The 23,523-nt window shown below is 27.0% G+C and carries 21 protein-coding genes and 1 pseudogene; 8 read left to right on the forward strand and 14 right to left on the reverse strand.

The features are described from left to right. The first annotated feature begins 160 nt into the window (after positions 1-160). The 5 genes and pseudogenes from AB4Y15_RS04465 (at position 161) to AB4Y15_RS04485 (ending at position 4,722) form a co-directional block, all read left to right on the forward strand. Complete coding sequence (locus tag AB4Y15_RS04465) at positions 161-421, forward strand: stage V sporulation protein S (protein ID WP_427338717.1); 261 nt, start codon at positions 161-163, stop codon at positions 419-421. A 68-nt stretch (positions 422-489) separates the two neighbouring features. Further along, positions 490-858, forward strand: coding sequence for a PadR family transcriptional regulator (locus AB4Y15_RS04470; RefSeq protein WP_427338718.1), 369 nt, complete (start codon positions 490-492; stop codon positions 856-858). 181 nt (positions 859-1,039) lie between these two features. After that, positions 1,040-2,152, forward strand: a pseudogene (locus tag AB4Y15_RS04475) (pyridoxal phosphate-dependent aminotransferase). An 18-nt stretch (positions 2,153-2,170) separates the two neighbouring features. Continuing rightward, positions 2,171-3,601 carry an adenylosuccinate lyase gene (gene purB / locus AB4Y15_RS04480; RefSeq protein WP_427338720.1) on the forward strand — a complete coding sequence of 477 codons (1,431 nt, stop codon included), beginning with the start codon at positions 2,171-2,173 and terminating at the stop codon, positions 3,599-3,601. Between the two features lie 164 nt (positions 3,602-3,765). Next, positions 3,766-4,722, forward strand: a complete 957-nt coding sequence (locus tag AB4Y15_RS04485) for a tyrosine recombinase XerC (protein ID WP_427338721.1) — start codon at positions 3,766-3,768, stop codon at positions 4,720-4,722. Position 4,723: 1 nt separating this feature from the next. Here AB4Y15_RS04485 and yneA read toward each other — a convergent pair whose 3' ends face one another. Next, positions 4,724-5,038, reverse strand: a complete 315-nt coding sequence (gene yneA / locus AB4Y15_RS04490) for a cell division suppressor protein YneA (protein WP_427338722.1) — start codon at positions 5,036-5,038, stop codon at positions 4,724-4,726. 148 nt (positions 5,039-5,186) lie between these two features. On the opposite strand from yneA, the gene lexA reads away from it, so the two are divergent. Beyond that, the gene (lexA, locus tag AB4Y15_RS04495) at positions 5,187-5,810 is read left to right on the forward strand and encodes a transcriptional repressor LexA (RefSeq protein WP_427338723.1); all 624 of its coding nucleotides are present in this window, start codon (positions 5,187-5,189) and stop codon (positions 5,808-5,810) included. A gap of 79 nt (positions 5,811-5,889) precedes the next feature. Here the strand turns inward: lexA and AB4Y15_RS04500 are convergent, their stop codons facing one another. From AB4Y15_RS04500 to miaB, 7 genes are all read right to left on the reverse strand, one after another. Beyond that, positions 5,890-7,185, reverse strand: a complete 1,296-nt coding sequence (locus AB4Y15_RS04500; protein ID WP_427338724.1) for a methionine gamma-lyase family protein — start codon at positions 7,183-7,185, stop codon at positions 5,890-5,892. 64 nt (positions 7,186-7,249) lie between these two features. After that, positions 7,250-8,161: an AAA family ATPase gene (locus AB4Y15_RS04505; protein ID WP_427338725.1), complete on the reverse strand. Its 912-nt coding sequence runs from the start codon at positions 8,159-8,161 to the stop codon at positions 7,250-7,252. A 102-nt stretch (positions 8,162-8,263) separates the two neighbouring features. Then, entirely contained in the window at positions 8,264-8,542 is a 279-nt protein-coding gene (gene hfq / locus AB4Y15_RS04510; protein WP_427338726.1) for an RNA chaperone Hfq, read from the reverse strand. A 34-nt stretch (positions 8,543-8,576) separates the two neighbouring features. Beyond that, positions 8,577-9,527 carry a tRNA (adenosine(37)-N6)-dimethylallyltransferase MiaA gene (miaA, locus tag AB4Y15_RS04515; RefSeq protein WP_427338727.1) on the reverse strand — a complete coding sequence of 317 codons (951 nt, stop codon included), beginning with the start codon at positions 9,525-9,527 and terminating at the stop codon, positions 8,577-8,579. A 13-nt stretch (positions 9,528-9,540) separates the two neighbouring features. Beyond that, positions 9,541-11,400 (reverse strand): DNA mismatch repair endonuclease MutL, encoded by a 1,860-nt coding sequence (gene mutL, locus AB4Y15_RS04520; RefSeq protein ID WP_427338728.1) that lies wholly within the window; start codon positions 11,398-11,400, stop codon positions 9,541-9,543. Between the two features lie 11 nt (positions 11,401-11,411). Further along, a complete protein-coding gene (mutS, locus tag AB4Y15_RS04525; RefSeq protein ID WP_427338729.1) occupies positions 11,412-14,045 on the reverse strand; it encodes a DNA mismatch repair protein MutS in 2,634 nt (877 codons plus the stop codon). Between the two features lie 104 nt (positions 14,046-14,149). After that, positions 14,150-15,493, reverse strand: a complete 1,344-nt coding sequence (gene miaB, locus AB4Y15_RS04530) for a tRNA (N6-isopentenyl adenosine(37)-C2)-methylthiotransferase MiaB (RefSeq protein WP_427338730.1) — start codon at positions 15,491-15,493, stop codon at positions 14,150-14,152. Positions 15,494-15,755: 262 nt separating this feature from the next. Here miaB and AB4Y15_RS04535 point away from each other — a divergent pair, with 262 nt between their 5' ends. Further along, positions 15,756-16,955: a pyridoxal phosphate-dependent aminotransferase gene (locus AB4Y15_RS04535; RefSeq protein ID WP_427338731.1), complete on the forward strand. Its 1,200-nt coding sequence runs from the start codon at positions 15,756-15,758 to the stop codon at positions 16,953-16,955. A gap of 44 nt (positions 16,956-16,999) precedes the next feature. Here the strand turns inward: AB4Y15_RS04535 and AB4Y15_RS04540 are convergent, their stop codons facing one another. Together AB4Y15_RS04540 and AB4Y15_RS04545 are read right to left on the reverse strand one after the other, a co-directional pair. Beyond that, positions 17,000-17,149 (reverse strand): hypothetical protein, encoded by a 150-nt coding sequence (locus AB4Y15_RS04540; protein ID WP_427338732.1) that lies wholly within the window; start codon positions 17,147-17,149, stop codon positions 17,000-17,002. Between the two features lie 187 nt (positions 17,150-17,336). Beyond that, entirely contained in the window at positions 17,337-18,113 is a 777-nt protein-coding gene (locus AB4Y15_RS04545; protein ID WP_427338733.1) for a hypothetical protein, read from the reverse strand. 257 nt (positions 18,114-18,370) lie between these two features. On the opposite strand from AB4Y15_RS04545, the gene AB4Y15_RS04550 reads away from it, so the two are divergent. Then, positions 18,371-19,411 carry a potassium channel family protein gene (locus AB4Y15_RS04550; protein WP_427338734.1) on the forward strand — a complete coding sequence of 347 codons (1,041 nt, stop codon included), beginning with the start codon at positions 18,371-18,373 and terminating at the stop codon, positions 19,409-19,411. Here the strand turns inward: AB4Y15_RS04550 and pdxR are convergent. The 4 genes from pdxR to ispH all read right to left on the reverse strand — a co-directional run bounded on the left by pdxR (position 19,406) and on the right by ispH (position 23,514). After that, complete coding sequence (gene pdxR, locus AB4Y15_RS04555; protein WP_427338735.1) at positions 19,406-20,893, reverse strand: MocR-like pyridoxine biosynthesis transcription factor PdxR; 1,488 nt, start codon at positions 20,891-20,893, stop codon at positions 19,406-19,408. The genes AB4Y15_RS04550 and pdxR overlap by 6 nt on opposite strands. Before the next feature lie 81 nt (positions 20,894-20,974). After that, positions 20,975-21,568, reverse strand: a complete 594-nt coding sequence (locus AB4Y15_RS04560) for a MerR family transcriptional regulator (protein WP_427338737.1) — start codon at positions 21,566-21,568, stop codon at positions 20,975-20,977. Positions 21,569-21,703: 135 nt separating this feature from the next. After that, on the reverse strand, positions 21,704-22,474 hold the full coding sequence (locus tag AB4Y15_RS04565; RefSeq protein WP_427338738.1) for a CheR family methyltransferase: 771 nt from the start codon (positions 22,472-22,474) through the stop codon (positions 21,704-21,706). Between the two features lie 188 nt (positions 22,475-22,662). Beyond that, positions 22,663-23,514 carry a 4-hydroxy-3-methylbut-2-enyl diphosphate reductase gene (gene ispH, locus AB4Y15_RS04570; protein ID WP_427338739.1) on the reverse strand — a complete coding sequence of 284 codons (852 nt, stop codon included), beginning with the start codon at positions 23,512-23,514 and terminating at the stop codon, positions 22,663-22,665. Positions 23,515-23,523: the final 9 nt, after the last annotated feature.

Consider the following 23,523-nt stretch of genomic DNA (forward strand, 5'->3'; position numbering starts at 1 on the left):
GATATATCTTCTCTTTATTTTATAGTATATCATTTCAAATAAATCAAAAAATTTAAATTTTTCCTTTGGAAAAAGAGGATTTTTTTGTTATTTGTAGAATAAGTGTATTGTAGTGTAATGATAAGTTTATAAATTATAAATACAAAAGGGGGCTTTATGAATGGATGTATTAAAAGTATCAGCAAAGTCAAATCCAAATTCTGTTGCAGGAGCATTAGCAGGTGTATTACGCGAAAAAGGTTCTGCAGAAATTCAAGCTATAGGTGCTGGGGCGCTTAATCAGGCAGTTAAAGCGGTAGCAATAGCTAGAGGATTTGTTGCTCCTAGTGGTATAGACTTAGTATGTATACCGGCATTTACTGACATTGAGATTGATGGGGAAGAGAGAACAGCAATTAAATTAATTGTACAACCTAGATAAGTTTGGAAAAACCTGCATTATTGCAGGTTTTTTATTTGATAATTATAATCTTTTAAGGAGCGATTAAAATGAGAGGGCAAAGAAATAGACAGTTTCCTTCAAAGATAAGTACTACATCTTTTGTGAAGTTGTATATACTACATTTATTAAGAGAGAAAAGTTATTATGGTAATGAAATAATCGAAGAAATAAAACGCAGATTAAATTTCAAATGGGAACCAAGCCCTGGTATGGTATATCCTCTATTAAGAGAGCTAGAGGAAAATGGTTATATTACAGGTTGGTGGATAGAGCCAGATAAAAGGTCTATAAGAAAATATAGGATTACAGACGAAGGATTTGAACATTACAAAAGAATAAAACTATTGTATGAGAGTATTTTTATGGATTCTTTGGATATTATTAAATGTATATTAGCAGATATATATAATAGATAGTATTAATTTTTATTAATATTTTGAAAGAATGAAGGATATTAAATTAAAAATGTAGAAGAACCCTTATTGTTTGATATAAATTATTTATGGAGGGGTAAAAGGTATGAATTTTAAACTATCGGAAAAATCTTTAAATATATCACCATCTGTAACATTGGAAATAACAGCTAAGGCGAAAGAAATGCAAGAAAAAGGTATAGAAGTTATAAGTTTTGGTGCTGGTGAGCCTGATTTTGATACACCTAAAAACATACAAGAGGCTGGTATTAAAACAATTAAGGCAGGGAATACTCGATATACCGCTGCGGCTGGTATTTTGGAGTTAAGGGAAGCTATTTGTCAGAAATTAAAAAAAGATAATAATATAGAATATACTCCTCAAAATATAGTTGTATCAAATGGAGCTAAGCATTCAATATTTAACGTTTTAACTGCTATTCTTAATCAAGGAGATGAAGTGATAATACCTGTGCCTTATTGGGTAAGTTATCCTGAAATGGTTAAATTGGCAGGCGGTAATCCTATACTAGTAGAAACTAAAGAGGAAGAAGGTTTTAAATATAATGTAGAAGAGCTAAAAAAATCGATAACAAATAAGACGAAAGCCATAATTATAAACTCACCTAGTAATCCAACAGGAGCTGTTTACGATAGAGAAGAGTTAGAATGAATAGCAGAAATAGCAATTGAAAATAATATTTTTGTAATATCTGATGAAATTTATGAGAAATTAATTTATGATGGGGAAAAACATATAAGCATAGCTTCGCTTAATAAAAAAATTAAAGATTTAACTATTGTAATTAATGGTATGTCAAAAGCATACGCGATGACTGGATGGAGAATAGGATTTGCAGCTGCTCATGTAGAGATTATTAAAGCTATAACGAAGATTCAGAGCCATACGACTTCAAATCCTTGTACTATATCTCAATATGCTAGTTTGGAAGGTTTAAAAGGTGATCAAAAAGCTATTGAATATATGAGAAGTAAGTTTGAAGAAAGAAGAAATTACATGGTTGAAAGAATAAATGCAATTAATGGATTAACTTGTAAGAAACCTTCAGGCGCTTTTTATGTTATGGCTAATATTGCTCAAATTAAAGGTAAAGAAATTAGAGGTCGAAAAATTAACAATTCAATAGATTTTGCCAATTTATTATTGGATGATGCGAAAGTTGCTGTTGTGCCAGGTATTGCTTTTGGTGCAGATGATTATGTAAGATTGTCATATGCAACTTCTATGGAAAATATCATAGAAGGTTTAGACAGAATTGAAACCTTGTTAAAATAGAAGAGAGGAGCTGGAACAATGAAGGATAAATATGAAAACCCGCTAATAACAAGGTATGCAAGCAAGGAAATGGCACATATTTTTTCTCCTATAATGAAATACAGGCTTTGGAGAGAGTTATGGATAGCTTTAGCTGAAGCACAAAAAGAATTAGGTTTAAATATAAGTGAAGAACAATTAGATGAAATGAAAAGAAACAAAGAAAAAATTGATTTTGAATTAGCAAGAGAGAAAGAAAAAGAATTTAGACACGATGTTATGGCGCATGTACACACTTATGGTGCTCAATGCCCAAAAGCTAAACCAATAATACATTTAGGAGCTACTAGTGCTTTTGTAGGAGATAATACTGATTTGATTCTGATGTATAAAGCTATGAATTTAATTAGAGTAAAGCTTGTAAATCTAATGGATAAATTAAAAAAATTCGCTTTAAAGTATAAAGATGTACCAACATTAGGTTTTACACATTTTCAACCTGCACAATTGACAACTATTGGTAAAAGAGCTGCACTATGGTTGCATGATTTATATTTGGATTATGAAAACTTGGAGTACAAAATAAACAACATTAAACTAAGAGGAGCTAAAGGTACAACTGGTACACAAGCTAGCTACTTAAAACTATTTGACAATGATCATGAGAAAGTTAAAAAACTAGATAAACTAGTTGCGAATAAATTAGGTTTTGATAGTACTTATCCAGTAACAGGACAAACATATTCGAGAAAAATTGATTTTGAAGTATTATCTGTATTAAGTGGGATAGCTCAAACGCTTCATAAGATAACAAATGATATAAGATTACTTCAACATTTAAAAGAAATAGAAGAACCGTTTGAAGAAAAGCAAATAGGCTCTTCAGCAATGGCATATAAGAGAAATCCGATGAGAAGTGAAAGAATAGCTTCATTAGCTAGATATATAATTTCAAATCTAAGTAGTGCTGCAATGACTGCTTCGACACAGTGGTTTGAAAGAACTTTAGATGATTCGGCTAATAGACGTTTAATTATACCTCAATCATTTTTAGCGTGCGATGCCATATTGGAAATTGCTATAAATATATTTGATGGTTTGGTAGTGTATGAAGAAGTTATAAAAAGTCATATTGAGAGTGAATTGCCATTTATGGCAACAGAAAATATTATTATGATGGCAGTGAAAAAAGGTGGAGATAGACAAGAGTTACACGAAGTAATTAGACAACTTTCTATGGAAGCGAGCAAAGTGGTTAAAGAACAAGGTGGAAAAAATGACCTTATAGATAGAATTATTAATTGTGATAAAATAAACTTAACTAAAGAAGAAATACTTGATATTTTAGATCCTAAGAAATTTATTGGAAGAGCTCCAGAACAAGTGGTAGAATTTATTGAAGAATATATTGACCCGATTTTGAATAAACATAAAGATGTTTTAGGTATGAATGTAGAATTAAATGTTTAAAAATTTAAAACCCCTTAATGGGGTTTTTTTAGTTTGCTGAAGTAAATTATTTATGAAAATAACACTCGTATTAAAAAATATATGCTTTTTTAGCAGGAGTTTTATAATATTTATAGAATTAATTATACAAAATATACATTTTGTATAATAAGGAGATGAAAAATATGGACGATATGCCTATAATTTTGGAAGATTTTTTAAATTACATCGAAACAATTAAAGGTAAATCACAAAATACTGTTAAAGAATATTTTTATGATTTAAGAACTTTTTTTAGATTTTTAAAAATAAGATATAGAATTGTTGATAAAAATACACCTTTAAACACAATTGATATTGATGACATTGATATAACCCTACTCCGAAAAGTCAATCTTCAAGATTTACATGCTTACATATCATATGTGGATAAAAATAGAAATAATAGTAATTATGCAAAAGCTCGTAAAGTTGCTAGCTTAAAATCTTTCTTTAAATATTTGCATACTAAAGCTAAATTAATTGACGAAAACCCTGCTATAGAATTAGAATCACCTAAGACTGATTCTAGACACCCTGTTTACTTAACATTAAATGAAGCACAAGATTTATTAAAAGCAATAGACGGTCAATTTAAAGAACGAGATTATGCTATTATAACCCTTTTTCTAAATTGTGGGCTTAGATTATCAGAATTAGTTAGTATTGATATAGATAAAATCAAAGGAGATACACTAACTGTTATTGGTAAAGGAAATAAAGAAAGAACTATATATTTAAATGAGGCATGTTTAGAGGCGATTAATAATTATTTGAAAGTCAGACCAAAAGAAGGTCTTAAAGATGAAAAGGCTTTGTTTATAAGTAAAAGAAAAAATAGAATTAGTAACAAGACAGTTCAGTATATTGTTAAAAAATATATTAAGTTAGCAGGATTAGACCCTGATAAGTATTCAACACATAAACTCAGACATACAGCTGCTACTTTAATGTATAAGTATGGCAATGTAGATATTAGGGCTCTACAACAAATTTTAGGTCACTCTACCGTTTCTACTACTCAAATTTATACACATTTAGATGATGATAGGTTAAGGAAAGCTGTTAAAAGCAATCCATTATCTAAGATTAAAGAAAGGTAACCTAATCTAGGTTACCTTTCTTAGAGTAAATAGGTACTTTTATTATATCGCCTGGTTTAATTTTAGCTGTGTCCAAATCATTTAATTCCATTATTTTATAAACTAACTTTCTAATATCTTCTTTGTTACTATTGTTTTTTCTAGCTATATCCCATAAAGTATCTCCTGCTTTAACTTCAACATTGATGTACTGTGTATATGTAACACTATAAACCTTCCCTATTCTGAATAAAGCACTAATAAAAATTAATATTAAAGTAATAGATATAACAAGAAATGTAATAAATCTGGTTTTATTTACTATTCTAACTTTCATTTTTTATACCACCTCGTACCGAATATATGTTCTATCTATATTATAGAAGAACATTTGTTCTTGGTCAAGTTTTTTTTCGAACGAATGTTTGATTTTTTTTGTATGGTATGGTATAATAAAGCAAAATTCAACTGTTAGGGGGCTAAAAATGTACGAGGATTTATCTTTTAAGCAACTTGAAATACTAGAATTTATAAAGAAAGAAATACAAGTTAAGGGATATCCGCCCTCTGTAAGAGAAATTTGTAAGGCTGTTGGACTTAAGTCTACTTCTACTGTTCATGGGCATTTATCAAAATTAGAAAAAAAAGGATATATTAGGCGAGATCCTACTAAGCCACGAGCGATTGAAATTTTAGATAAAGATAATATTTATAACTATTATTCAAAAAAGGAAATCGTTGAAGTGCCTGTTGTTGGCAAAGTTACTGCTGGTGAACCTATACTTGCAGTACAGAATATTGAAGATATGTTTCCTCTACCATTAGATTTTATTCAGAGTGATAAGGTTTTTATATTATCTGTTAAAGGAGAAAGTATGATAGAAGCGGGTATTTTAGATGGGGATTATGTAATAGTACGTCAACAAAATTATGCAAATAATGGCGATATTATTGTTGCACTTATTGGAGATGAAGCGACTATAAAGAGATTTTTTAAAGAAGCTGATCATATAAGATTACAGCCAGAAAATCAACATCTTGAGCCAATTATTGTGAATGATGTTAAAATACTTGGAAAAGTTATAGGTGTATTTAGAAAAATAAAATAAGCTGGATATCCAGCTTATTTTATTCATTTATGGATTAAAATCTCCTTTTTTATAAATTATTTTAATATCGAAGACTTTGTTATTTGATTTGTAATAAATTATTATTATATAAACTATTTAAAGCAACTATTATGCCCAATTTACAATGTTCATATGTTAAACCACCTTGTAAATATGCCATATAAGGTTCTCTAATAGGTGCATCTGCACTTAATTCAATAGATGAACCTTGCACAAAAGCACCTGCTGCCATAATAACTTCATCGTCATATCCTGGCATATTCCAGGGTTGTGGTAAAACATAAGAATCAACTGGAGATGCACTTTGTATAGCTTGACAGAATTTAACTACATTATCTTTACTCTTAAGTTCAATTCCTTGTATTATATCACTTCTAGGGTCATCTACATCTGGTACAACTTTAAAGCCCAATTTTTTAAATACTGATGCAGCTAATAATGAGCCTTTTAGTGCTTCTGCTACTATATGAGGAGCTAAGAACAAACCTTGTAAAGTAATTCTCGTCGTACCAAATGTCAATCCACAATCTTTACCTATGCCTGGAGCTGTACTTCTGTTTGCTATCATTTCTATTAATTCTTTTTTACCAACTATATAACCTCCAGTTAGTGCTAATCCCCCTCCTGGATTTTTTATTAAACTACCTGCTACTATATCAGCACCAACATCAGTAGGTTCTAATTTTTCGATAAACTCACCATAACAATTATCAACCATACATATAACATTTGGATATATTTTTTTTATATTTTCTATCGCAGTTTTTATTTGCTCTATTGTTATGGCTTTACGAGTACTATATCCAGTAGATCTTTGAATAAGTAAGAGTTTAGTTTTAGAGGTTATAGAATTAAGAACATCACTAATCTTGATATCCCCATTTTCATCTAAATCTACTTCATTATAAGTAATTCCAAATTCAGATAAAGCTCCTTTACTTTTCCCTTTAATACCTATAACTTTTTGTAATGTATCATAGGGTTTACCTGTTATTGATAATATTTCATCTCCAGGCCTTAATATACCAGATAAAGTTAGAGATAAAGCGTGTGTACCTGACACGATAGTTGGTCTAACTAATGCATCCTCTGTGTTAAAAACATAAGAATAAATTTCTTCTACCTTTTCTCTACCAATGTCATCATAACCATAACCGGTTGTCCAATTAAAATGAGTAGAATTTAACTTTGCTTTTTGCATTGCAATAATGACTTTATACTGATTATACTCTTTAATTTCATCAATTTGGTTAAACTTTTCTTTTAGTTCTCTTTCATTTGCTAGAACTAAATCAATAATTTTTTTCTCAACATTAAAATGTTTACATAAAATATTTACTGTAGCCTTATCCACACGATCACCTCAATAAATTTATTATCTTTTGTATTTTAACATAATGTTGTTTTCTTTTTCAATCTTAATACAAATCATCTTCAACTATATCTTCTTCTAATATAGTTAATAAATCGTATTTTGTCACTTTATGTTTATTTTTTAGTCTTACGGCTTGCCTTCTAATAGCTCTTTCTATAATGTTTCTGACATATCTAGCATTGCCATTATTATACGCTTTCTTTCTTAAAATATGTTCTATTTTTAAAATTGCTTTATTAGAAAACTGATATTGTCTATCTGATGCTATTTTTTTAGCTATTAAAATAAGTTCTCTTATAGAATAATCCTTAAAATCAACATAAATGGGAAATCTAGACTTAAGCCCAGGATTAGTTTTTAAGAAATAATCCATTTCGTCTTTATATCCAGCTAATATTAATACAAAATTATCTTTATAATCTTCCATAGCTTTTACAAGAGTATCTATTGCCTCTTTACCAAAATCTTTTTCTCCACCTCTAGCTAAAGAATAGGCTTCATCAATAAAAAGTATGCCACCTAAAGACCTTTTAATCTGTTCTTTTACTTTAACTGCTGTATGCCCAATATATTCTCCTACTAAATCGGCTCTGTCTACTTCGATTAAGTGTCCTCTTTCTAAAATACCTATTTCTTTGAATATCTTTCCTAGCAATCTAGCTACAGTAGTTTTCCCTGTACCTGGATTACCTCTAAATACCATATGTAATACTATAGGTTCAGTTAATAAATTTTCTGTTTTCCTTTTTTCTTGAATTTCAACAAAAGCTATTATTTCTTTGACTAATTTTTTTACATTATCTAAACCTATTAAACTATTAAGTTCAGTTAATATATCATTTAAATTAGCATCTGATCTACAAAGTTCTTTTTTTACATTCTTTTTTTTATTTAAAAAAAGGTCAAAAGTTGTATAAAAGTTAGTTTTTCTATATTGATAAAGTTTAAAATTCATAAATTCACCTCGAAATAGTTGCTATTACTATTTTATGAATTAAGTCAATAAAATGTTAAAAGCTTTTAAGAATTAATTCTTAAAAGCTTTTAACATATTGAATTATTCTGTTATATTTTCATTATTTACTGGATCATTTTGATTATTTTGAGTTGTATTTCTTGTCAAAAAGTTCATTGTTGAATTAGGCGAAATTGTTGATATAGCATGTTTGTAGATTAAATGTTGTTTTCCTTCACTTTCTAGAACGATAGTATAATTGTCAAAACCTTTTACTGTACCCTTAAATTTATAACCATTAATTAAGTAAATAGTTATACTTATATTTTCTTTTCTAGCTTTATTAATAAAAGCATCTTGTAAATTAATGTTATTCTTCATTTAAATCCCTCCATTATGATATTTAATTTAATATTTAAAAATTTAATACACTTCTAACATAGTTAACTATATAGTTTACAACTTCTTTTTTATCATTAAATTTTTCAAGATTTACCCAATGAATTCTATCATCTCTTCTGAACCATGTTAATTGTCTTTTAGCAAATCTTCGAGTATCTCTTTTTAATATATTTATTGCTTCCTCTAGAGTACATTCTCCTTTTAAGTAAGCAATAATTTCTTTATACCCTAACCCCTGCATAGAGGTTAACTCACTAGAGTAGCCCATTTTTAATAAGTTTTTAACTTCATTTATTAATCCTAATTCAATCATTTTATCTACCCTACGATTTATTCTATTATATAAATTTGCTCTATCTATAGTTAGTCCAACCATTGCAATATTGTATTTAGAATTTGGCTTTCTAAAATCTTTATAATAGTGGGACATTGGTTTGCCTGTTTCATGGTATATTTCAAGTGCTCGAATAATTCTTTTTGTATCATTTATATGTATTCTTTCTGCTGATATCGGATCGACTTTTTTTAATTCATCATGAATATATTTATTGCCAAATGTTTTTACTTTGTTCATCATTTCGTTGCGAAATTTTGGGTTAGAAACGGCATTAGTAAAATCTAATTCATATACTAAAGAGTTAATATAAAGACCAGTCCCTCCTACTACAATAGGTAATTTGCCTTTATTTAATATTTCATTTATATATTTTTCTGCTAATTTTTTAAAATCCGATACTGAAAACTTTTGATCTGGATATATTTCATCTATAAGGTAGTGATTGATTCCTCTTTTTTCTTCTTCAGTAATTTTTGCAGTCCCTATATCCATGTATTTATATATTTGCATTGAATCGGCTGAAATAATTTCCCCATTTAGTTTATGTGCTAATTCAATAGATATTTCTGTTTTTCCTACAGCTGTAGGGCCAATTAATACAAAAAGTGGTTTCTTTTGTGAATTCATATTTTTTCACCTTCTATGTTCTTTTAAATTTCTTTTCTAATTCAGATTGTGTTAATTTAATAATTGTTGGTCTACCATGAGGACAAGTATAAGGATTTTCTGTTTTAAAGAGTTCTTTTATTAAGCTAGATATTTCTAATTCATCAATTTTGTCACCAGCTTTGATAGAACTCGTGCAGGCTAATTTCATTATTTTTTCTAATCTTAAATCATAATTACTTTCTAGCTTGCTATCAAAATTCTCAAGATTATCTAGTATATCTAAAAACAATTCCTTAGCATTAGGTCTATTGAATATAACCGGTACACTTCTTAATACAATAGAATATTTCCCGAATGGTTCTATAGTAAAACCTAACTTATTAAATATTTCTAAATTTAACTCTACTTTTTTATATTCATTAAAAGTAAGATTAATTATTTCAGGTACAAGCATTTGTTGAGAAATGACAATTTGATTTTTAAATTGTTTTTTTAGTTTTTCAAACATGATTCTTTCATGTGCTGCATGTTGGTCTATTATATACAATACAGCATTTAATTTATCTTCTGCCAGAATATATGTTGAAAATAATGTTCCAATAATTTGTATATTATCTATAGAAAACTTTTGTTCATTTTCCACAGGATCTTCTTTATCCTCTTTTATTAAAGTGTTAGTTATAACTTGTCTATTTTCGTAAACTTCATCATTATTTGATATATTAAAATCTTTTTTTATTTCATTATCAATCGGTTTTTCGTAATTGATTTTACTATTTTTTTCTACTAAAAAGTTGCTTAATGCTTTATTATAATTATTTTTTGTACTTAGGTTATCGATGAAATTTATTTGCGTTTCTTGAACATTATTTTTATTGGTAATGTTCATTTGTGGGATAATATCTTCTTTTTTTAAAAAGTTTTTGACTACATCATATATAGTATTGCATATTTCTTTTTCATTTCTAAATCTAACTTCAGTTTTAGTTGGATGTATATTAACATCAATTTCGTATGGAGGTATAAATAAATAAAGTATTATAACAGGAAATCTATTTGAAGGTAATAGAGTCCCATAAGCTGATTCTATAGTTTTTGATAGTAAATTACTCTTTATATATCTATTATTTACAAAAAAATATTGATGTGATCTATTACCTCTAGTAAATGAAGGTTCTGAAATAAAACCTTTTATGAGAAAATTATCGTTTTTATAGTTTATTTTAGTCAAGGAATTTAAAAAATTTCTACCAAACAAATTGTAAATTACATCTTCCTCATCACCATTACCTCGTGTTTTAAATATAACTTTATTATCTTTAATGTATTTAAATGAGATGTTTGGATTACTTAATGCAAGTTTGTATATAGTGTCGTTTATTTTTAAAGTTTCTTTAGATTCGCTTTTTAAGAATTTTGCTCTTACAGGGGTATTATAAAATAAGTTAGTTACAATTATAGTTGTTCCTTTAGGACAACCAACTTCTTCTTTATTAATTACTTTACCTCCATGCAATATTATTTGATTACCTATGAGATTATTATCAGTCTTTGTTATAACTTTGACTTGAGATACTGCTGAAATGCTTGCTAATGCCTCACCTCTAAAACCTAATGATTTAATTTTTTCTAGGTCCTCTATTTTATTAATTTTACTAGTAGTATGTCTCATGAAAGCTATTTCTAAATCATCACCTTCAATACCTGTTCCATTGTCTGTAACTCTAATGTAATCTTTTCCGTAACCTTTTATTTCTATAGTAATAGAGGTTGCACCTGCATCAATCGAATTCTCTACAAGTTCTTTTACAACTGATGCAGGTCTTTCAATAATTTCACCAGCGGCTATTTTATTAATAGTAGTATCATCTAAAACTTTTATTTTACTCATTCAAATCGCTCCTATAATTCGTTTGCCTCTTTTACAATTTCGTATAAAATATTTATTGCATCAAGAGGAGTTACTTTCATTATATCTATAGATTTTATTCTATCAATAAAATTATTATATTTTAAGTTGAAAATATCTAGTTGGTATTCATTTACTTCTTTAACATCACATACATTTGTATTTTCATCAGTTATTAATGCAGTATTATTAATATCTGTTTCTTCCAATTTGTGTAAGATTTCTTTTGCTCTTTTAATTACTTCTATAGGTACACCAGCTAGTTTGGCTACTTGTATACCGTAGCTTTTATCTGCACTTCCTTTACCTATTTTTCTAAGGAAGATAATGTCATCACCTTTTTCTTTAACTAATATACGAAAATTATTCACTCCTTCTATTTTACCTTCTAATTCACTAAGTTCATGGTAGTGAGTTGCGAAAAGAGTTTTAGCTCCTATTTTATCACTAATATATTCAATTACTGCCCATGCAATACTTAAACCATCAAAAGTACTAGTACCTCTACCTATCTCATCTAAAATTATTAAGCTATTTGCAGTCCCATTATTGAGTATATTTGCTACTTCACTCATTTCAACCATAAAAGTACTTTGCCCTTGAGATAAGTTATCAGATGCACCTACTCTAGTGAATATTCTATCAACTATTCCTATATTTGCATCATCAGCTGGTACAAAAGAACCTATATGCGCCATTAAAGTAATAAGCGCTACCTGTCTCATATATGTAGATTTACCAGCCATATTAGGTCCTGTTATTATGGCAATTCTATTTTTACCATTATCAAGATAAGTATCATTTGGTATAAATAAATTTTCTCCTATAGTTTTTTCTACTACTGGATGTCTACCATTTTTAATTTGAATTATTCCGTCTAAATTGAGTTTTGGTTTTACATAATTATTTTTATATGCAGTTATTGCGAATGCACAGAGAACATCTAATATTGCTATTATTCTGGCACTTTCTTGTATTCTTTTTATTTGATTTTTAATTGTTTCTCTGATACTTAAAAAGATATCATATTCTAATTTTATTATTTTGTCTTCGGCACCAAGTATTTTAGCTTCCATTTCTTTTAATTCAGGAGTAACATATCTTTCCGAATTAGCGAGTGTCTGCTTTCTAATATATTCATTAGGAACATATTTTAAATTTGACTTTGTTATTTCTATATAATATCCAAAAACTTTATTATATCCTATTTTTAATGATTTGATTCCAGTTCTTTCTCTTTCGTTCTGTTCTAATTTATATATCCATTCCTTTCCTTTAGTAGCTGCTTCTCTAAGTTCAAACAACTCTTTACTATATTCACTTTTAATAATATTACCTTCTTTAACAGATATAGGAGGCTCATCAATAATTGCATTCTCTATGAGTTCATATACATCTCTTAAAGTATCTAATTCTTTACCTAAAGATAAAAGTAAGTCTGAAGATGTTTCCTGTAATATTTTTTTAATAGTTGGAAGAACTGATATGGATTTTTTTAGAGAGATTAAATCTCTAGCGTTACAAGTTCCATATACAATTTTACCTATTATTCTCTCGATATCGTATACATTTTTTAGAAGTTCTTTTATTTCGTCCACAATTAAAAAATTATTAAATAGATAATCTACAGCATCTAATCTCTTTTTAATATCTTTAATGTTTATTAGAGGCTCTTCTATCCATCTTTTTAACATTCTACCGCCCATTGCTGTTGATGTACAATCGAGTAAACCGAATAAAGAACCCTTTTTATTTTTCCCTCTTATTGTTTCAGTAAGTTCTAGGTTTATACGTGTATTGATATCTAGCATCATAAAATTGTCTATCGTATAAAAAGTAACATGATTTAAATGTTTTAGTGATATTTTTTGTGTTTCATTTAAATAATTAATAAGAGAACCTAATGATAGTACGGAATACACTTTTTTATTTAATCCATATCCATCTAAAGATAAAACTGACATTTGATTTAAAATTACTTCTTTAGCGTCATCATATTTGTAAGTCCAATTACTATAGAGGTTAGTAATTGAATTAAATTTATTTTCAAATATTTTTACAATATCTTTTTTATTATATAAGTAATCATTTAATATTATTTCAGTAGGACGAATTTTAGCTAATTCATCAAATAATGTATTAATTAATAGTTTTTCATTACCTTTAATTTCAGTTGTATATAATTCACCTGTAGTAACATCAACATATGAAATTCCTATCCCGGATGTGTCCATGTATATACTACAAAGATAATTATTATTTTTGTCATCTAGAATTTTTGTATCTGTTATAGTACCAGGTGTAATTATTCTAACTACATCTCTTTTGACAATCCCCTTCGATTTTGACGGGTCCTCTATTTGTTCACATATAGCTACTTTATAACCTTTTTTAACCAATTTAGCTATATAAGTATCAGCAGAATGAAACGGTACTCCGCACATAGGAGCTCTTTCTTTATTACCACAGTCTCTACCTGTTAATGCGATTTCTAGTTCTTTAGAGGCTAGAATTGCATCGTCAAAGAACATTTCATAAAAGTCACCAAGTCTGAAAAATAAAATTGCATCTTTATATTTTTCTTTTATATTTAAGTATTGTTGCATCATTGGTGTTAAATTTTTCAAATCATTTCCCTCCAATTTATATATACAGGTATATTATAACATATTTAATGGTTTGGAATTTAAATAGGCTAAGGTAAGCCCTAGCCTATTGATAAGAATACTTATTAGTTTATTAATTCGCCTTCTAAAGTCCAAGTCTTAGGATTTGTAATTTTAACTTTAACTAATTTACCTATTAGAGTTTTGTCCCCTGGGAAATGAACAACTTTGTTTGTCCTAGTCCTTCCTGTTACTTTAGTTTTATCAGTTTTACTTATTTCTTCAACTAAGACTTCAACTACTTTATCTTTAAGCTTTTGATTAATTTCTAAACTTATAGGATAAATAGTATCTAGTAGTTTTTGGAATCTTTTATGTTTAATATCTTCAGGAACTTGATTTTTCATTTCTGCTGCTGGGGTACCTTTTCTTATTGAATAAAGAAATGTAAAAGCCGAATCAAATTTTACTTTTCTAACTACATCTAAAGTTTCTTCGAAGTCTTCTTCTGTTTCTCCAGGGAAACCTACAATTATATCTGTTGTTATAGCAATATCAGGTATTTCTTTTTTGATTTTCTCGATTAAATTTAGATAATGTTCTTTTGTGTATTTTCTATTCATAGCTTTTAATATTTTATTACTTCCTGCTTGAAATGGTAAATGTATATGCTCACAAACTTTATCACATTCTTTAATAGCTAGTATTAACTCATCAGAAAGATCTTTAGGATGAGATGTAGTAAATCTGATTCTTTCTATACCTTCTACTTCATTAACCATTCTTAATAATTGCGCGAAACTCACTTTTTTATCTAAAGTTTTACCATAAGAATTTACATTTTGACCTAATAAAGTTACTTCTTTACAGCCTTGTGCTGCAAGTTCATTAATTTCTTTTAAAATATCTTCTGGAAGTCTACTTTTTTCTCGACCTCTCGTATATGGAACAATACAGTAAGTACAAAAGTTATTACAACCATGCATAACATTAACGAAAGCTTTAAAACCATATTTCCTTTTAGCTGGTAATCCTTCTATTATGTTTCCTGAATCTTCCCAAACGTCTATTATCATTCTAGAATTTTGTCTTGCATTAGCAATTAATTCTGGTAGTTTGTGTATATTGTGAGTGCCAAATACTATATCTACATGACTGTATTTTTCTTTAATTAAATCTCTTATCTCCTTTTTTTGCATCATACATCCGCAAACTGCAATCAACATTTCAGGTTTTTTATTTTTTAGTGTTTTTAAATGACCAAGATTACCATAAACCTTAAGTTCTGCATTTTCTCTTACAAGGCATGTATTAAAAATGATTAAGTCTGCTTCTTTAGGTGTATTAGTCTCAATATAGCCAATGTTTTCTAAAATTCCAGCCATCTTTTCAGAATCGTGTTCATTCATTTGACAACCCCAAGTTTCTATATAGTATTTTTTTTTCTGTAGATTGTTTACCTTATTCAATATAAGATTCCTCCTCTTAATTACTGCTAGTTATATAATCCCTATAATTAAAAAATATTATAACAAATAATTTTGGAAAATAGAAGAGTTATTAATTTTTAAGAATTATTTGCTATATCATAATACATTGAAAATTTTGATATTCATTTCTGATAATCTTTTATTTAAAGAGTTTTTTATGTTATTATAATAATAGTATTAGTATATATTTTTTAAATATCAGGAAAAGGTTTTCAAACAATCTATTTAAGGGGGTATTGTTATGAAATTTTCTAAAAGAATCTTATCAATGCAAGAATCACCAATTAGAAAATTAGTTCCTATAGCTGAGGAAGCCAAAAGAAAAGGTAAAAAAGTTTATCATTTAAACATTGGACAGCCTGATATTGAAACTCCTGATTGTTTTTTTAAAGCTATTAAAAACTTTGATCAAAAAGTATTGGCTTATACTAATTCACGTGGGATACCTGAGTTAATTAAAAGTTTTATTAATTATTATAAAAATTATGATATCCATTTTGAAGAAGATGAGATCCTTATTACAAATGGTGGTAGTGAAGCATTATTATTTGCTTTATTAGCAATTTGTGATTATGGAGATGAAATATTAGTTCCAGAACCATTTTACACAAATTATAATGGATTTGGTAATTCAGCAGGGGTTAAGGTAATTCCAATAACAACAAGAGCAGAGGATGGTTTCCATTTGCCTAATAAAGAAGTAATAGTAAGTTTGATTACAGATAGGACTAAGGCTATTTTACTATCTAATCCTGGTAATCCGACAGGAGTTATTTATACTCCAGAAGAAGTAAATATGATTAGTAATATAGCGAAGGAAAACGATTTATTCATTATAGCTGATGAAGTTTATAGAGAATTTGTATATGATGATTTTAAATATATAAGTTTTGCACACTTAGACGATATTAAAGATAGAGTAGTTATAATAGATAGCATATCAAAAAGATATAGTGCTTGCGGTGCAAGAATAGGCTCAATTGCAAGTAAGAATAAAGAATTAATTAAACAGGTTTTAAAACTATGTCAAAGTAGACTTTGTGTTGCGACAATAGAGCAAATAGGTGCATCTGAGTTAGCCAATATACCTAATGACTATTTCCAAAAGGTTGTTGAAGAATATAGAAAAAGAAGAGATGTTGTATATGAAGCATTATCTAAAATGGAAGGTGTAATATGTAGAAAGCCACATGGAGCTTTTTATGTGATTGCTAAATTACCAGTAGAAAATGCAGAAGATTTTGTTAAATGGTTATTAAGTGATTTTGATATAGATAATGAAACAGTTATGGTAGCACCTGCTGAAGGTTTTTATGCAACAGAAGGTTTAGGTAGAGATGAAATAAGAATATCATATGTTTTAAATGAAAATGATTTGAAAAAGGCAATGAATATTTTAAATGAAGGTCTTATTGAGTACAAAAAAATTAATACCAAATAGGTGTTGCTTAGAGGAAGCTAGTTAGCTTTCCTCTTTTTTTTATTTTAATATTCTTGTCTTAAAGTTCTTTCATAAATTTCACATTTCTCCATATTGCAGTAACCGTCAATGTTGTGTATACATGTAATAGCACCACATTTTTTAAGTCTACTAGTTTGCAATGATTTAAGATCTTTTGTAGTACCTCTATTCATCTATCAAACCCCCTTTTTTAGTATTCTAACTGTATTATATCACCATAAAAATTTTATGTCAAGTTTATTTTCAGAAAAATGCATATATATATAAAAAATACTGCACAATATTCATAAAAACGTTAAAATATTTTTTCAATATGCAATTATACTTATGTTATTATTCAAAACATGATAAAACTAACTTTTAGTCTAAAAAATCATTTATATTGTAGTTTACACCTTCTATTTTATTTATAACTTGTAATATCTTCTTTTTTAACAAGTTTTCATTTTTACTGAAAATAACATTTTGATTAATTGAAGAATTAAAATTTAATATAATACCTACTCTATCATTTTCTTCAACGATTTTAATTATGCCTCTCTCATAAAGTTTAATGTTTGCAAAGACTAAAGTAGGATAGTTTAATAGATTTACTTCGTTAATCATTTTGGCATCTATATTTTGATATTCATATTTAGCAAATCCTGCTATTATATATATGAGATTTAAAAGAGTTTCCTCTTCGTAATAATAATTATTAAAATTGTTAAAATAAATTGATTTGTAAATATATTCCTTTATCTTTTGTTTTGGAAATATCCAAACAACATTAGTATTTTTATCTAAGATTGGTGTTTTATATTGGAAAAATATATCTATAAAATTTGTTGTAAAAATAATATCTTCAATAGAAATTTTTAATTCGTATAAATTTACTTTTTTTAATAATAATTTATAAATAATATAGTTATAAGCTAATAGTAAAAGTAGATATTCATCGTTATTGTAAGATTCATATCTAACTTTGTAATAGCTATTTGAATTTATTGGTAGAGGAATAATTTTATTCATGAAATAAGAAATCTCAGAAAAACTTAGTACTTTTCTTTTAATAGGATCTTTGTTGTTTAAATATAATTTTTTGAATTCTATTAATTCTTCAGGTAATTTTACTGATTCTATTTTATCGCTATTCATATATAAACCTCCTTATAATTATTTTTTTAAATATATAACAAATTTATTTTAAATATATTTACATACTATTGAATATTATGGGTATTGTAAATTGCCAGGGAAATGTAAAAAATTCAATAAATTACTACAAATATCTAGAAATAATTACTAAATAAAATCAAATTCTACATCATTATTGAATATATTAAGGAAATAATATTATACAAAGAAAGATTTAAGATTAAAAACAAGCTGTTAGCTAGTAGTTTGCTAAAGAGGTGGTAGAAATTACGAATTTAACTATATATATTAGAAAACTTCATATTTCACTTAAAACAACAAAAGTTTATAAAGCAATTTTATTAGTAATATTTTTTATAGTGATTAATTCTGTTTTATTTTATTTAATAGAAAATAATAAGAATCAAAATATTAATTCCCTATGGGATGCATTATGGTGGGGATTTGTAACAAGTACAACAGTTGGTTATGGAGACATTTATCCGACAACTAAACTTGGTCGTATAGTAGCTATATTTTTGATGATTATGGGTATTGGTTTCTTTGGTTTTTTTACAGCATCAATAGCTTCTGTATTTGTAGAAAAGAACCTAAAAAAGGGGATGGGATTATTGGATGTTAACTTTAGTAACCATATAGTTATTTTTGGGTGGAATTGTCAAGCGAAATCTATTGTTGAAGAGTTATTGAGAGAGGATAAAAAACAAAAAATTGTTTTAGTAGCTAATATTCCTCATAATCCATATGATAACGATAATGTTTATTATATAAAAGGAGACCCTACAACAGATAATGTTTTAGAAAGGGCTAATATTAAATATGCTAAATCTGCAATTGTACTAGCAGATAGGAGTTTAGAAAATAGTGAAATGATAGATGCTAGATCTGTACTAGTATGTTTAGCTGTAAGTAAAGTTAATCCAAATATTCATTTAGTATCAGAAGTCATTGATCAAAAAAACTTAATACATTTTAAGCGTACTAATGTTAATGAAACTATAATTAGTACACAATTTGAGAGTAAAATCATGATGAGATGTGCATTGTATAGAGGTGTAAGCAGAGCTATAAAAGAGCTACTTACTAATTCTTATGGAAATGAGATTTATGAAATAATTGTTGATAAAAAATATATAGGAAATACCTATGAGAAGATTGCTATTGAGTTTTTAAACAAAGGAGCAACTCTCATAGGTATATATAGAGATAATAAAGTTTTTTTAAATCCTAGTAAAAATACAATTTTAAAAGCAAAAGACAGTCTGATATATATTGCAAAAGATAAAATTTTATTATAGATGAGTTAGAGGATCGAAATAGTATTTATTAATATTTGACTTATTAAGTAGGTCATTTATTATTCCAGAAAGTTGACAAATACCAGCCTCTATTACAGATTCATGAACTGATGCAATACTAATTCTAAAAGCATTACTTTTGATTTTATTAGCATAAAATATTGAACCAGGGGTTATAAGTATTCCTTTTTTAAAACATAGCTCATGCAGTTCATCACTTAAATAACCATGTGGTAATGAAAGCCAGAAATTCAAACCACCTTCAGGTATAGAGTAGCTAACCTGTTTAGGCATATAATTCGATAAACTTTTAACCATTATATCAAATCTTTTTTTGTATATTTTATTAATTTCATTAATGTGTTTTTTAAATAAACCCATTTTAATATATAAATCTAAAGCTCTTTGCATAAGACCAGATGTTGATATGTCAGATATATGTTTTGCTACAAGTATTTCTTTTTGTATCGATATAGGTATTATCATAAAACCTAATCTTAGTCCGGGCATAAAGATTTTAGAAAAACTTTTAATATAAATAACTCTATTATTTTCATCTAGTGATTTTAATGTCTCTGGATATTTATTATTAAACGAAAGGTCATTTAGGTAATCGTCTTCAACTACTAATGTGTCATATTTATTAGCTAATTCTAATAGCTTTAGTTTTTTTAGTTTAGAATAGGTATAACCTGTTGGATTTTGAAAGTTAGGCATAACATAAATAAATTTAGGTCTAAAACTTTTAAGTTTATCTTCTAAATAAGTTAAATCAATACCATCTTTTTTAATAGGAATTTCTATAATCTTAGCCGCTCTTGATTTAAAAGCAGCGATAGCTCCTGTATAAGTTGGACTTTCCGTAAAAACTATATCTCCATAATCTATTAATGCTTTAGAAAGAATATCTATTCCCTGTTGAGCTCCAGAAATAATTTGAATATTACTAATATCACAATTAATCATGTAATTAGATAAATAGTTTTTTATAGTTTCTCTTAAAGGATAGTATCCTTGGCTTTCTTGATATTTAAATGCATTCCCTTTATCTCTGTCTAAAACCAAGTTAATAACATATTTAAAATCTTCAACAGGGAAAAGATCATTTGTTGGAGTTGTATTTGAAAAGTCGATGACATTCTCAAAGTTATGCATATAATGATTCATATTTGTTTTATCTAAAGTATGCAAATGTTGTTTGTAGTCAATTTCTATACCAGTATCATAATTTATTATGTTAACAAATGTACCACTTCCAACTTTTTTATAAACTAGGTTTTCTTTTTCGAGTAAATTATAAGCGTTAACAATAGTTATATTATTTACATTTAACTTTTTAGCTAATTTTCTTATAGGAGGTAATTTTGTATGAGGTTTTAAAGTACCATTTAAAATTAATTTTTTTATTTTGCTATATAATTGTATATATAAATGTTGGTCTGAATTTTTATCTAATTGTAACTTGATTTCTTCGATATTCATATTTATCCTCCATAGCCGTAATATTGTTCCCATACATTATAATTCTACCAAATTACTATATATTATTCAAAATAAGAAATTTTATTTTCTCTTAAATATTTTTTTAAAAATACCTTTATTGCCTTCTTTTTCACGTTTGAGTTTTTCTTTTAATTCTGCAACTTCATATGACTTTTCTTTTAATTTCATTTTCAATTTAGCATTTTCACAAATTAATATATCACGTTCTTTATTTTTAATCTCATGTTTCAATTGTTCAATTTCTGTTTTAAGTTCTTTTAAAATTTCTGTATTATTAATATTATTTTGATTTAGAGTTTCTTGGACTTTTTTTAGTAAATTATTTTGAAATTCAACAATAAAGTTTTTTACGTTGCTTATATCATTTTGTTGGGAAGCTATTGATGTAATTGCGATTTCATCATGGCTATTGGAGATAAGCTCTTTAGGAGAATTTAGAATTAGTTTAATCTGCTTGTTCGTAAAACCTTTGTTTTGCAATTCTTTAATATAATTAATTTTTTCTATCTCTTTGTATGTGTAATACCTATGATTAGATTTAGTTCTTGGAATATTTAATTTAAATTCTTTTTCATAAAATCTAAGTACATGTTGAGGATATCCAGTTATCTCTGAAACTTCAGAAATAGAATATTTTCTTTTAGTATCTATCATTCACCACTCCCCCTAACAAATTATAATTGTCTTATTCTTCAATTTTAAAGTAAATCCTTCTTAAAATTACAATATCAGATAACAAGTTTAAAATAAAAAGCACAACTAGATATAACTTCTAGTTGTGCTAATGAGCTATAATTTACTATAGAAAAACGATTTTATTGGCTTGAAATTGTATTTATCTGGTAAAATTATATGTTCAGTATTGCCAACAAAAAATACACCGTCGTCTGTAAGTGCTTCATAAAATTTTTTATAAAGTTTTGCTTTAGCTTCTTCAGTAAAATAAATCATAACGTTTCTACACAAAATCAAATGAAATCCTTTAGGAAAGTTATCACTTAATAGATTTAGCTTTTTAAAATTAACACATTGCTTAATTTTATCATCTATTTTATATGTATTTCCAATTTTAGTGAAAAATTTGTTTTTATATTCATTTGGTACATTTTTTAAGCTTTTTTCGTCGTAAATCCCAATTTTTGCTTTTTGAATTGCACCTTCATCAATATCTGTGGCTAATATATTTATTTCTTTTATAGGGAAAAATTTGGTTAATAGCATTACTAACGAATAAGGCTCTTCTCCTGTAGAACAAGCACTACTCCAAACTTTTATTTTACCATTATTTTTGATTAGTTCTGGTATAATATCTTTTTCTAAAACACGCCATTGAGCTGGATTTCTAAAAAACTCTGAGACATTTATAGTGAGATAATTAAGAAGTTCATTTAGAAGTTTACTATCTTTCTTAATGCCTATTAAATAATCATCAAAATCAGAAAAATTATTCCTTTTTAATAAAGAAACAAGTCTTCTCTTCATTTGCTTTTCTTTATAACAATTTAAATCGATACCAGTTATTTTGTAAAAATCTTTTTTAAAGATTTCATATTTATCCATTTTTATCCCCTTTACTTAAAAATTTAGTTAATGTAATTTAATTCTATCACATTAAAAAAAATGTGGCAATATGCCACATTTGAATGTAAAGGGGGTCTTGATATTAATGAGGTTCATTAGATATTATTGTCTTTTATAAAAAAAATTATACATGTGAGTTCTAATATTTTTATGTTAGATAATTAGTTTTATAATTTATTTTTATTAGAGATGTTTTTTAAATTATTTACAATATCTTCAATAATCCAATTAGGAGTTGAAGCCCCAGCAGTAATTCCAATCATTTTGAAATTTTTAAGTTCATCAATAGGTAACTCATCTAAAGTTTCTATATGATATACATTATGACAGTATTTTTTACTTATTTCTGCTAATTTAAGGGTATTAGAACTATGATGACCACCTATGACTATCATAGCATTTACTTTTTTAGCAATTTCTTTTGTAGATTCTTGTCTTAATTTTGTAGCGTTACATATAGTATTAAAAACTTTCACTAATTTACCTTTTTTTTGTACTAATTGAGATAGTTTCTGAAATTTTTCTAAAGTCATTGTTGTTTGAGATACTATACATAATTTATCACTAAGAGGAACTTTGTTTACATCATTTTCAGAATTTACAATTATTGCTTGATTGTTACACCAACCATTAATTCCTATAACTTCTGGATGATTTGGATTGCCAATTATAACAATTGTATAACCATTATTAAAGAATTCATTTGCTTTTTTTTGGACTTTTCTTACAAAAGGACAAGTACAATCAATTAATTCTATTCCATTTTTTTTTGCGTATGAATAGACATCTAAAGGAACTCCATGTGATCTAATTATTACTTTACCTTTGTTAACATCTTTAATATTATTAATTATTTTTAAGCCTTTGCTTTCAAGTAGATTAATAACTTGTTCATTATGTATAATTGGACCTAATGAAAAAACGTTGTATTTATTTTCATCTAATGTATTTAATGTGGTTTTAACTGCTTTTTCAACTCCAAAACAAAAACCTGAGTTTTTTGCAATCAGTAAATCCATTATATCTCT

This window comes from Caloranaerobacter longqiensis, from assembly GCF_050286925.1.
In the GTDB taxonomy this organism is placed as follows: Bacteria; Bacillota; Clostridia; order Tissierellales; family Thermohalobacteraceae; genus Caloranaerobacter.